This window comes from Chitinophaga sp. YIM B06452 (genome assembly GCF_039655965.1).
Classification (GTDB): domain Bacteria; phylum Bacteroidota; class Bacteroidia; order Chitinophagales; family Chitinophagaceae; genus Chitinophaga.
In genome coordinates, this window is sequence record NZ_JAWLKY010000002.1 from 1,531,415 (window position 1) to 1,544,565 (window position 13,151).

Here is a 13,151-nt window from a genome sequence, read left to right on the forward strand (position 1 = left end):
TATTACAAATAATTTACCGGGTTTGTGTTGATGGTAGATTTTAGAGGCGCGAAGTTACGAAAATTTTCGGTCAATATATGATAAAATAAGTCTACCGCGAACTGTTCGCTCTCAAAATGTCCGACATCCGCTATAATTAATTGATTTTCAGCATCAAAAAATTCATGGTATTTGAAGTCGGCGCTCACGTAAGCGTCCGCCCCCGCCGCTTTGGCCTGCTTCAGCAAAAAGCTGCCTGCCCCGCCGCAAACGGCCACTTTCTTCACCTTTTTGCCCCGCAGAGGGGTGTATCGCACGCAACCCGTCCGGAAACGCTCTTTTACCAGGCGCAGGAAGTCCATTTCCTCCATTTCCCCCGGCAATTGCCCTACGAGGCCCGAACCCACCTCTGCGTAGCTGTTTTCCAGCTTTACGATGTCGTAGGCCACCTCTTCGTAAGGATGATGTTTGAGCAGGGCGGCTATTACTTTCCCTTCCATCCAGGCCGGGAAGATCACCTCCACCTTCGTTTCCCCTTCGGCATGCCTTTCGCCGGGCTTGCCCACATAGGGATCGGTATCCGCCGCGCCTTTGAAAGTGCCGGTGCCTTCCTGGGAAAAGCTGCATTCGCTGTATTTGCCGATATGGCCCGCGCCCGCGGCAAAAAGGGCGTCGCGCAGCGCTCCGGCTTTATCTGCCGGCACGAAGGTGAACAGCTTGCGCAGCAGCTCCCGCTTGGGATCCAGCACTTTAGTGCCGGTGAGGCCCAGCCGTTCCGCCATCATGGCGCTCACCCCCGCCCTCACGTTGTCCAGATTGGTATGAGCGGCATAAACCGCAATGTCGTGCTTGATCGCTTTAATGGCCACCCTTTCCACGTAATTGCGCCCGGTGATCTTTTTAAGCCCCCCGAAAACGATGGGGTGATGGGCGATCACCAGGTTGCAGCCTTTTTCCAATGCCTCGTCCAGCACGGCTTCTGTAGCATCCAGGGTGAGCAGCGCACCTTTCACTTCCCATTCGGGCCGCCCGAAAATAAGCCCGGCATTGTCGTAGTGCTCCTGGTAGCTCAGGGGTGCAAATGTTTCGATGACTTGTATAATATCGCGGATGGTCATATCTTAATAGATTTGTAAATTAAAACCCTTTTCATGACAGTGCAAAAAACTTCAGCAGAGCTATACGAACAGTACAAAGCAAAGATGCAGCAGATAGCAGACGTACGGAATGCCATGGCCGTATTGGGCTGGGACCAGGAAACCTACCTGCCGGAAAAGGGCGCCGCCTTCCGCGGCCAGCAGCTCACCACGCTCAGCACCCTGGCACACGAGCTGTTTACCCACGAAGCCCTGGGCAACCTGTTGCAGGAACTCCACCAGCGGCGCGACCTCACCGCCATCCAGCAAAAGAACATAGCCCTTTCGCTGGAAGACTATGAAAAGAACCGGAAATACCCGGCCGCATTCGTGGCCGAGCTTTCCAACGCCACCAATACCGCCTATCACGCCTGGATACGCGCCCGCAAGGAAAAGAACTATGCCGTGTTTGAGCCCGCTCTCGAAAAAATGGTAGCGCTCAAACAGCAGGAAACCGCCATCCTGGGCTATACTGGCCATCCGTACGACGCATTGCTCAACGAATACGAAAAAGGAGCCGACGTAGCCATGCTGGACGCTATTTTCCGTGACGTGCGCAGCTCCCTGCTGCCGCTGCTGCAAAAGATCGCGTTGCAGGACGTGCCGGAGAAAAAATTCCTTTCCCGCCATTATCCCAAAGACCAGCAATGGGAATTCGGGCTGGGACTGCTGAAGGCCATGGGCTATGATTTTAAGGCCGGCAGGCAGGACGTGTCCGAACATCCTTTCACCACCAGCTTCAACCCGCAGGATGTGCGCGTGACCACGCGCATAGACGAGCAGGACCTGGGCAATATGACCTGGAGCTGCATCCACGAAGGCGGTCACGCGCTCTACGAGCAGGGCCTGCCCATCGAGGAATACGGCCTGCCCTGCGGCGAAGCGGCCAGCCTCGGCATTCATGAATCGCAATCACGGCTCTGGGAGAACAATGTAGGCCGCAGCCTCATTTTCTGGCAGCACCATTACGGCAACCTCCAGGGATTGTTCCGCAGCAACCTGCTGGCCATTCCCATCCAGGATTTCTACAGGGCCATCAACCTCGTGCAGCCCTCGCTGATCAGGACCGAAGCGGACGAGCTTACCTACCACTTCCACGTCATGATCCGTTACGAGATCGAAAAGGAACTGATCGCCGGCAACCTCAAAACCAGCGACCTGCGCGACGTGTGGAACAAATATTACCAGGATTTTTTACAGGTCACCGTAACGGACGACCTGCACGGCATTTTGCAGGACATCCACTGGAGTCACGGCAGCTTCGGTTATTTCCCCACCTATTCCCTCGGCAGCTTCTACGCGGCGCAATTGTATTCCGCCGCCAAAAAGCAGGTACCGGGGCTGGAAAACGACATCGCTTCCGGCGTATACGACAAGCTGCTGCACTGGCTGCGCGAAAATATCCACCGCCACGGCAGGTTCTGGACTTCCAACGAATTATGCGAAAAAGTGACGGGGGAGAAACTGGATTTTCGTTATTTTCTTGAATATGCTACGGAGAAATTCGGGGGGATCTATAACCTGTAGTATGCTTAAATAAAAAAAGAACGGGCACCGCGAATGCACGCCGGCGCCCGTTCTTCAAGTATTTCAACCTATTTCATCGCTGCCTGGAATTCTTCCAGGCTCACGATCCCTTCTTTCCGCCACACTTCCTTCCCATCTTTGTACAACACAAAAGTGGGCAACGTTGCCGTATTGATCTTCTTCATCACTTCGATATCGTTTCCGCCGTTCACATTCACCCGCTTCACTTTATTTTCTTTAATGAACCGCTTCACCACGGGCTCCATTTTACGGCAGGGCGGGCACCAGTCGGCGCCAACGTCTACCAGCACCCATTTACCGGCGATTGCTTTGCCGAACGCTTCAACGCTCATCTGCGCTACGCGCTCTGTGCCGGCAAGCGGTTTTCCTGCCTGCTTCCAGGCCATGGTGCCGCCGTTCAGCTCAATCACTTTCTTATAACCGTTTTCGCGCATCCATTTTGCGGCTGCGGTGCTGCGGCCGCCGCTAAGGCAGTAGATGTACACGGGTTTCGTTTTGTCTACGGATTGCAGGCGGCGGTAGAACTCTTCTTTTTTGGTGAAATCGGCCTGTAACGCATCAGGCAAATGGCCGGTATTGAATTCCTTCGCGGTACGCACATCCAGCACCTGCACGCCAGGTTGCTTCATGCCTTTCTCAAAAGCGTCGGGCGTTACCGCATCCTGCGCCCAGGCGGCCATTGCGGCCAGCATGATGCAGGCGGTCCATATCAATTTTTTCATCCTGGTTTTGTCTTTTAATGGAGAATAATGCTTGTAAAGATAAGCATTTGCGCGGGTATCCGGTTTCCCGGGAAGATCGCCAAACTCAAGAGTAGTCGTTAATTACGGCGTTTCGCCAGGCTGTCCAGCTTCCTGAAATTGATGAACACCTCTTTACCCTGGCGGGCGGGGTGCGAATTGTAACAGGGCGCGAATGTTTTGAAACCGAAATATGGCTCGAACATGCGGCGGTACACTTTGATGCCGCCGCCGAAAGGAGGGCCGGGCTGGTCGAATTCCCGGTTGAAGAGGACTCCCACCAGGCGGCCTTCTTCCCAGAGCAGGTCGTACATATGCCGCGCATAAGCCTGCCGCAATGCGGGGTCCAGCGCGCAAAGAAAGGTCTGCTCAATGATCAGGTCGTATTCGGCTTCATGCTCAAAAAAATCGCCCGCCACGAATTTGATCCCTGTGCCCTGGTGCTCGCGTTTCAGGCGCTCCACGGCCACGGAAGAAATGTCCAGCACGGTCACGTCTTTGAACCCGCTATCCCACAAATAACGCGCTTCGTAGCTGTTGCCGCCGCCCGGGATCAGGATGCGCAGGTTCTTGTTCGGTAACTGATCAATGTAATTCCTCAACGGGGGCGATACGGCACCCATATCCCACTCCGTTTCCCCACGCTCATAGCGTGCGTTCCAGTAAGCTTTATCCAATGCTTGCATGTCCATATACTGTTTGTACTGATTACGTTATGAGGATCATGTAAAAGGTACACTTCCTTATTTGTGGCAAATAAGCAATAAATCAGTTAACACATTGAAAACATAATGTTAATATAGACAGATAATTGTTTTTTAAATATTACTTTTAAGTTTTATTAGCAGCAGTAATGCTGCAACGTTACACCTACATCAGGAACCACCTATGAACCACCGACTAAGCTCCAGCCACTGGAAGAAATTTCTTCCGGGCTTACTGCTGGCTATCCTGGCAGCTGTGTTGCCTGCCCATGCCCAAAATGTCGGTTTTACCGCTGATGCCACATCCGGTTGCGCCCCGCTTACTGTTTCGTTTACAAACAATTCAGATAACGGCGCTACAGCTTACGACTGGAACTTCGGCCTTGGCGCCCACGCCACCACGCGCGATGCGAGCAAGGTTTTCACCGATCCCGGTACCTATAACGTTACATTAACAGTTACTTACCCGGGCGGCACCAGGACAGCCACCGTCACCATCACCGTGCACGACGTTCCTTCACCGGCCTTCACCCCTTCCATCACCTCCGGCTGTACCCCGCTGGCTGTATCGTTTACAGACAACAGCACGCCCGGCTCGGGTACCATCAGCAGGATCGTGTGGGACTTCGGGGACGGCAATACTGCTGAAGGCGCCACCTCCGCGCATACCTACACGGTGGGCGGCAGCTTCTCCGTGACCACCATCGTGGAAAACAGCTTTGGCTGCAGGAAGAGCGTGACCATGCCCAATGTCATCAGGGTGGATGAAACGCCCCGCGTGGACTTCACAGCGGATGCGCCCGGCAGCTGCATCACGCCCCATACCGTCAACTTCCGCAGCACCGGTCCCGGCGGGCTGACCTACGCCTGGAATTTCGGGGACGCCGCTTCAGGAGGCAACAACACTTCCACCGCGCAATTCCCTTCACATACTTACAATGCTGAAGGCCGCTATAGCGTTACGCTTACAGCCACAACTACCCTCGGTTGCCGGAGCGTGGTCACCAAACCGGCTTTTATTCTCATCGAAAGAACAAGAGCGGATTTTGCAGTAGACGGCCCGGCCTGCGCCGGATCCAACGTAACGCTGCGCAATACCACCACGCCCGCGCCCAGTTCCAGCCTCTGGACGCTGGCCGACGGGCGTACCTCCAATGCCACCAACCCGTCCTTCTTCTTTGCGCAACCTGGTACATACAACGTCACCCTTACATCCGGCACGCCCGGCTGCGAGGAGACCATTACGAAAGCGATCACCGTGCACGAGCCGCCGCAGGCCAGCTTTACCGCCAACCCGCAAAACGGTTGCGCAGTGCCGTTCACCACGCAGTTCACTTCCCAATCTATCGGCGCAGCCAGCTACCAGTGGACCTTCGGCGACGGGCAAACCAGCACGGCCGCCAATCCCAGTCATACTTACAATGCATTTGGCTTTTACGATGTTTCGCTGCGGGTGACGAGCGCACAGGGTTGCACAGACCAGGTGGCCATCACGGATTACATCCGCGTGGAAGAGCCGCGGGCACAGCTCAATATCAGCGAACGCGAGGGCTGTATACCGCTTGCCACCAGCTTCAACGTGACGCTCGCCACTGCCGGGAGTATCACAAGTTACCGCTGGGATTTTGGCGACGGCGCCACCTCCAACCTGCCCACCCCTTCGCATACCTATACACGGCAAGGCATTTATACTATCACTGTTACACTGGAGATCAGCGGCGGCTGCCGCCTTGTGCTGACGGGCGCTGTGCGCGCCGGCGAAATACCCGTTGTGGATTTTGACGGAACACCCAAAGCGCCCTGCGCAGACGAACCGGTGCATTTCACCAACCTGTCTGTACCGCGCGGCACCGAATGGCGCTGGATATTCCCTGAAGACAACAACCGCGAAGAAAATGCGGAGAACCCTGACCATATTTTCCGCCGCATCGGCCTGCACGACGTTACCCTGGAAGTGAGCAACTACGGTTGCCGCAGGAGCCTCACCAAAGTAGACTTCATCAGGATATTGCCGCCTGTGGCAGACTTCACCTTCACGCGCGTGTGCACCGACCGCTATCGCGTGCAGTTCGTAGACCGGTCTGATTTCGGGCCGATCATGGGAACACCGCGTTTCTGGCGCTGGGATTTCGGGGACGGGAATACTTCCAACGTACAATCCCCCGCTCACGTATACGCACAAACGGGCGAGTACACAATCACCCTCACCGTTTCCGACGGGAACTGCGAATCGATTATGCGCCTCACGCTGGAAGTGATAGACGAAAAGCCCGTGATCACCAGCAACGAATCCGAGATATGCGCAGGCGAATCCGTGACCATTTCCCGCAACACGCTGAACGAAAATAATATCGACCGCTGGGAGTGGCTTTGGGGCGACGGTACCTATTCCCCCAACGGAGGCAACGGCATTTCCAAAGAATACCGCAACCCCGGCACCTACAACGTGGTGCTGCGGATCACGGACCGGAATAACTGCATGTCCGAATCCAACGTACTGCCCATCCAGGTAAATGGCGCCATCGCCAACTTCAATGCCAGCGGGCTTCGCTGTGTGAACGAAGACCGGCTGTTTACCGACGCCTCCACCTCCCTGCATGGTTACAGCATCACTTCCTGGACCTGGAACTTTGGCGACGGCACACCGGAAGAAACCGTGCAGACCAGGCCGCAGGATTACCAGCACATCTTCAGCACCCGCGGCACGTACGATGTGCGGTTGTCTATCGTAGACGCGGCCGGCTGCCGCACCGAGGTCACGAAACCGGTGACTGTGATTGCCGTGAATGCAAATTTCAATACTGCCACGCAGATCGCCTGCCAGAACCTCGGCATACAGTTCAGCAATACCTCCACCGGCGCAAACCTCAGCTACGCCTGGGATTTTGGGGACAATACCGCCAGCACCGCCCTTCATCCCGTTAAAGTATATACCGCGCCCGGCAAATACACCGTGAAGCTGAATATTGCAGACAACGAAGGCTGTTCTTCCTCCATAGAAAAGATCGAATATATTACCGTGCCCGATCCGAAAGCGGATTTCACGGTGCCGCCTACACTGAATGTTTGTCCGCCCGCGCTGGTGCAGCTTACCAACCAGAGCACAGAATTCGTACGCTCCGTATGGGATTTCGGCGACGGCAGCCGTTCAGACCTGGAATCGCCCGGGCATATCTACAACCTTCCGGGCACGTATACCATCCGGCTGGAGGTGTATTCAGACGGTGAATGTCCCGCATCTCTCGAAAAAGAGATCAGGATAGACGGCCCCATCGGCACACGTACGATCTCGCCGCTTACCGGCTGCGTGCCGCACGACATTACGCTCAGCGCATCATCTGCCAACAGCGTGCGATATATCTGGGATCTTGACAATGGGACCGTTCAAACCACTACCACTAATTCCATCACTTACAAATACGACAGGGCCGGCGTGTATTACCCGCGCGTGGTGCTGGAAGATGTGCAGGGTTGTAAGGTGCCCGCACAGGGGCCGAGAGACAGCGTTATTGTGGATGAAGTAAAAGTCTCTTTCACCCTGGACGACAGCCAGGCCTGCGACCAGGCCGAGATCCTGTTCAATAACACCACTACCGCGCTTTCCAAAGACAACCATGGCGATGCGCTTACCTATGCCTGGGATTTTGGCATGACCAACCGCACAGACGATGTGAGCGGCGCCGAGAACCCGCGCTTCCTCTATGACGCCGTAGGCGCTTACACCGCGACCCTTACTGCTACCAGCCGCTATGGCTGCACCGATACGAAAACGATGCCGGTGAAAGTATCTCCCAAACCCGATGCGCTCATTCAACCCGTAACGCCTATCTGCGAAGGAGAAACCGCTCTCATCAACGGCCTTGAGAATAAGAACATGCCTGGTACAAGGTGGAGCTGGGTGGTAGACAATGCGCCTTTCAACACCGGCGCCACCGCGCTGAGACTGCCATTCGACCAGCCCGGCACCCATACCGTCAGCCTGATCATCCGCAACAACGAAGGCACCTGCCCCGATACATCCACCGTCAACTTTAACGTGAACCCGCTGCCCGTGCTGAACGTAACGCCAAGGCAGGCCGTGGTATGCGAAGGAGACGACCTGCAATTACAAACCAACGCTTCACCGGCCCAATTCAGCTGGACGGATTACAACATCTCTGACCCTGCATCACCTTCACCCCGTGTGAGCCCTGTACGCGATACCACGTACAGGGTAACAGCCGTGAACAGCTTCGGCTGCATACGCAGCGATTCCATGCGCGTTACCGTGAGCCACCCCTTTGAAGTGCGCTCCGCCAATGCCACGATCTGCCATGGCCGGCAGACCGTGCTCAGCGCAGCCGGCGCCGTACGTTACCGCTGGATACCCGCTACCGGCCTCAGCGACAGTGATGTGGCCAATCCTGTGGCCAGCCCGGCCCAAACGACCACTTACCAGGTGGTGGGCTATGGCAGTGACGCCTGCTTTACAGACACTACCCGTGTAACCGTTACCGTTAATCCCTCACCGGAAGTGAATACCGGCGGGGAAAGGATCATTCCCGCGGGCACTTCGCAGGTGCTGAACATTGCCGGCAGCGAAGACATCATCAGCTGGAGCTGGTTCCCGGAAAAATTCCTGAACTGCTATGACTGTCCCAGCCCGGAAGCAACGCCGCTAACCAACGTGACCTACAACATCTCCGCCACCAACCGCTTCGGCTGCGTGACCGTTGCCCTGCTGCCCATCAAGCTGTTCTGCAACGGCAGCACAGCGTTCATACCCAACTCTTTCAGCCCGAACGGCGACGGCATGAACGATATTTTCTATGTGCGCGGCAAAGGTATCAGCGCGGTGAAATCTTTCCGGATCTTCTCCCGCTGGGGGCAACAGGTGTTTGAAAGGAACAATTGCCAGAGCGACGACCCCTCCTGCGGGTGGGACGGCCGTTTTGGCGGCGCGCTGCTGAACCCCGATGTGTATATCTACTACGTGGAAGTGGTTTGTAACGGGAATGAGCAGATGCTGCTGAAAGGAAATATAACCCTGCTGCGATAAGCGCTGGTTATATAGAAATAATATTATAGATTTGTGTAATTTATAACCTATAGTGTCCCATATCTGTGAAAAATGAAGTTACCTAAGAAAAACCTGTATGCAGTGATTATCAGCCTATTGGCCTGTCCTGCCCTGGTGCGAGCCCAGCAGGCGGGGTTTTCCTATACAGCCGAGCCATTGAGCCAATGCGCCCCGGTAAAGGTTGCTTTTCAGAATACAAGCACCGGCAGCCCCCTCAATTATCTTTGGGAGTTTGGTGACGGGCGTACGTCTACCGAAACCAACCCTGTGATCACATTTACCACGCCCGGGCCCGTATCCGTAAAATTGACGGCCTATTATACGCTGGCCACTGCCACCGCTACAAGAAACTTCGATATTTACCCGGTGCCCGTAGCCGCCTTTTCCGTGGACAACCAGAAAGGCTGCGGCCCTTACACCGCGACATTTACAGACAACACGCCCGGCGGCCATCACCGCACCTGGGATTTCGGGGACGGCACCGCGCCGGTTACCACTACAGACGCCGTAGTACAACACCAATATACACGGGTAGATACGTTTGATGTAAAGCTCACCGTCGTGAACGCCACCGGTTGCGCCTCTACCCTTATCCAACCCGGTTACATCATGATAGCCGCGCCTGTGATCACGCTGAACACGCCGCAGCTGGAAGGCTGCATTCCCTTCACCGCCAATATGGACGTGACTGTTACTTCCAGCAACAACGACCCCGTTACACAATATTCCTGGATCTTCGGGGACGGGCAGAGCGCCAATTCCGCCACGCCCGATGTTTCCCATGTATACACTACAGCGGGGGCTTACAACGTAAGCCTGTCCGTTACCACGCGGCAAGGGTGCACTGTGCTGAAAAATTTCCCGCAGCTGGTAAAGGCAGGCGTAGCGCCGCAAAACGTCAGCTTCTCCGTGACCCGGCCGGATAACTGCGCCGGCACCAGCGCCCGCCTGCTGGCTTCCGCCACGGGCGCCAATCACTACCGCTGGGATTTTGGCGACGGTACTTCGCACGAAGGACCGGAAAATGATGTGAACCACACTTTCCGTACATCCGGCAACGTGACCATACAACTCAGCGCCGGCTCGAACGGGTGCTATGCCCAGGCCGCGCCCGTCACCATCAGCAGCACCGGACCAGTGGCCAGTTTCGGCTTCCTGCGCCGCTGCGATTCAAAGAATACCTTCAACTTTACCAATACTTCCGCCGGCTCGCCTACCGATACCTACGAATGGTATTTCGATGATAATTCGCCGGCAGACAACAGCGCCCATCCCACCCACACTTTCAGCCAGCCCGGCACCTACAACGTAAGGCTGACCGTGCGGAACGCCGCGCAGAATTGCATGAGCTCTATTTACCACACCATACAGGTATTTTCCGCCGATTTCCATACCGGCGTAGGCACCATCTGCCGCAGCAGCGAAGTACCCTACGGCGTAGTACATGTGCCGCATACGCTGGTGGAAAGCTACGACTGGCGCTTCGGCGACGGCACCACGCTGCTTACTACGGACGTGGATATACGCCGTAAAGTGGAAGTGACCGGCACGTTTTCGGATATGCTGATCATCCACTACAAAGACCCTGCTTATTGCAGCGATACCATCGTAAAAACGGATCATCTCCAGGTAATTGCGCCACAGGCGGACTTTGTGCTGGCGGCCAATCCCTGCGAAGGCCAGCCCGTTACATTCACGCAAATGTCTCTGCCTTCGCCCAACATACCGCTTACCACCTGGCGGTGGACGCTGGGCAACGGCGGGCAGTCCACCCAATCCGTTCCCGCCGCTACCACTTACAACGCCAGCGGCAACTACACCGTGAAGCTGGTGGTGACCGATGCACGGAACTGCGTGGATTCCATCAGCCGGCAGATCACCGTAAACCCTACGCCGTTCATCAACGCTGTGGCCGCCCAATCCAAAATATGCGAGGGCGCCGGCGTGAGCCTCACGGGCGTAAGCAACGGCAGCGTACAATGGCAGCCCGCTTACCGGCTTAGCTGCACCAATTGCGCCAACACCGTGGCTACACCGCTGATCGATACCGTATACAAAGCCATTGCCACCAACAACTTCGGCTGCACCACAGAAGACACCGTGCAGATCAAAGTGGTGCCAACGGTAAATCTCGTGATGAGCCCTGATACGGCCATCTGTCAGGGCACGAGCGCACAGCTGCGCGCAGCAGGCGCCACTATCTACAGCTGGACGCCCAACACCATCAGCGGCGCCAACACCGCCATGCCCATCGTAACGCCCGAAGCTACTACCACTTATACGGTAACCGCCGGCAACGATGCAGCCTGCCCTTCCGCGGCGGCGCAGGTGACCGTGACCGTGAAACCCGCTCCCACCGTGAATGCCGGGCCAGACCAGGTGGTGACCGTAGGCAGCGTGGTATATCTTACCGCCACTTTCAGCGCCGATGTAGTAAGCGGTGAATGGAAGCCCAATACGAACATCGATTGTGCGACCTGCCCACAAACCGTGGCCATGCCGCGCATTGCAACAGATTATGCCTTCGAGGTGACAAACAACCAGGGTTGCAAAAAAACAGATGTAATGAATGTGAAGCTGTTCTGCGACCAGGGCGTGGTGTTTTTCCCGAACGGTTTTTCACCTAACGGCGACGGGATGAACGACATCTTTTACCCGCGCGGCAAAGGCATCCGCACCATCCATTCCCTGCGCATTTACAGCCGCACAGGGCAGGAAGTATTCAGAAGGGAGAATTTCAATATAGACGATATGAGCCAGGGCTGGAACGGCACCGTGAACGGCCGGCCGCTGAGCCCGGATGTATATATCTGGCTGTTCGACGGCCTTTGCGACTCCGGGGAACGATTTGAATTAAAAGGAAATGTAACCTTATTACGATAACGTGAAAATGCTGCAAAACATGAAAAAGCTGTGGTTAAGCGCCGCTCTCCTGGCAACGGGAGCATTGGGCGCGCAGGCGCAGGATATCCATTTGTCCCAGTTCGCGGAAACGCCCATCCTGCGCAACCCCGCACTGATCGGGCTTTTCAAGGGAGACGTGCGTATACAGGGCGTGTACCGCAACCAGTGGAACAGTGTGACTATCCCTTACCAGACGGGCACGCTGAGCGGGGAAATGAAATTCCCGGTAGGGAACTACAACGACCACGTGACCGCAGGCATGCAGCTCACCTACGATAAGGCGGGCACCTCCAACCTGCGCTCTGTGCAGATCCTGCCGGCCATCAATTACCACAAGTCGCTGAGCGAAGACAGGAGCAGCTTTCTTTCCCTCGGGTTCACCGGCGGCTATGTCCAGCGCCAGTTCGACCCACAGCATATGACCTTCAACAACCAGTACACCGGCGGCCGCTTCGACCCGTTTGCCCCTACCGGCGAAGAAGGCAGGCTGGCCAAGATCGGGTACGGGTATTGGGATATGGGCGTGGGCATGAGCTACAATGGCGACCTGAATGAAGGCACCTTCTACTACATCGGGGCGGCCTATTACCATTTCAACAATCCCAGGGTTTCTTTTTACAACGATTCGGAGGTGGAACTGGATGCGAAACTTAGCTTCAACATGGGGATAACCGTTCCCGTTTCGGAAAGGGTGAAAGTAGTGGCACACTACAACCAGGTGCACCAGGGCGCCTACTCGGAATTCATCGGCGGGGCGCTGTTGGGTTACGGGCTGATGGACCAGGGACTGGAGTCTGACAGGGGCTTTTACGGCGGCCTGTTCTTCCGCTGGAACGATGCTATTGTGCCGGTGATCAGGCTGGATATGGGCGCTTACGAGATCGGGATGAGTTATGATGTGAACGTTTCAAAACTGAGAACGGCCAGCCAGGCCATGGGAGGCTTTGAAGTAAGCATGGTTTTCAAGAATTTCCTGAACAGCCGTAACACCACGCTGAACAGCGTTACGTGTCCCAGCTTTTAAACTCCGCTTTGCAACCAATTAATTTCAAGGATGGAATGAGGCTGTTTTTTGACGATC

The 13,151-nt window shown here is 55.7% G+C and carries 7 protein-coding genes; 4 read left to right on the forward strand and 3 right to left on the reverse strand.

Annotated elements, in window-relative coordinates; translation table 11 throughout:
* Nucleotides 1-2: 2 nt before the first annotated feature.
* Nucleotides 3-1,097 (reverse strand): Nif3-like dinuclear metal center hexameric protein, encoded by a 1,095-nt coding sequence (locus R3I13_RS16205; RefSeq protein ID WP_346318996.1) that lies wholly within the window; start codon nt 1,095-1,097, stop codon nt 3-5.
* Nucleotides 1,098-1,130: 33 nt separating this feature from the next.
* On the opposite strand from R3I13_RS16205, the gene R3I13_RS16210 reads away from it, so the two are divergent.
* Nucleotides 1,131-2,642: a carboxypeptidase M32 gene (locus tag R3I13_RS16210; protein ID WP_346318997.1), complete on the forward strand. Its 1,512-nt coding sequence runs from the start codon at nt 1,131-1,133 to the stop codon at nt 2,640-2,642.
* A gap of 68 nt (nt 2,643-2,710) precedes the next feature.
* On the opposite strand, the gene R3I13_RS16215 is transcribed toward R3I13_RS16210, so the two are convergent.
* Both R3I13_RS16215 and R3I13_RS16220 read right to left on the reverse strand, forming a co-directional pair.
* Nucleotides 2,711-3,385, reverse strand: a complete 675-nt coding sequence (locus tag R3I13_RS16215) for a rhodanese-like domain-containing protein (protein WP_346318998.1) — start codon at nt 3,383-3,385, stop codon at nt 2,711-2,713.
* Nucleotides 3,386-3,483: 98 nt separating this feature from the next.
* Nucleotides 3,484-4,089, reverse strand: coding sequence for a methyltransferase domain-containing protein (locus tag R3I13_RS16220; protein ID WP_346318999.1), 606 nt, complete (start codon nt 4,087-4,089; stop codon nt 3,484-3,486).
* A gap of 202 nt (nt 4,090-4,291) precedes the next feature.
* Between R3I13_RS16220 and R3I13_RS16225 the strand changes: the two genes are divergently transcribed.
* From R3I13_RS16225 to R3I13_RS16235, 3 genes are all read left to right on the forward strand, one after another.
* Complete coding sequence (locus R3I13_RS16225) at nt 4,292-9,145, forward strand: PKD domain-containing protein (RefSeq protein WP_346319000.1); 4,854 nt, start codon at nt 4,292-4,294, stop codon at nt 9,143-9,145.
* 72 nt (nt 9,146-9,217) lie between these two features.
* Nucleotides 9,218-12,049 carry a PKD domain-containing protein gene (locus tag R3I13_RS16230; RefSeq protein ID WP_346319001.1) on the forward strand — a complete coding sequence of 944 codons (2,832 nt, stop codon included), beginning with the start codon at nt 9,218-9,220 and terminating at the stop codon, nt 12,047-12,049.
* A gap of 19 nt (nt 12,050-12,068) precedes the next feature.
* A complete protein-coding gene (locus R3I13_RS16235; protein ID WP_346319002.1) occupies nt 12,069-13,094 on the forward strand; it encodes a PorP/SprF family type IX secretion system membrane protein in 1,026 nt (341 codons plus the stop codon).
* The last annotated feature ends 57 nt before the right edge of the window (nt 13,095-13,151 follow it).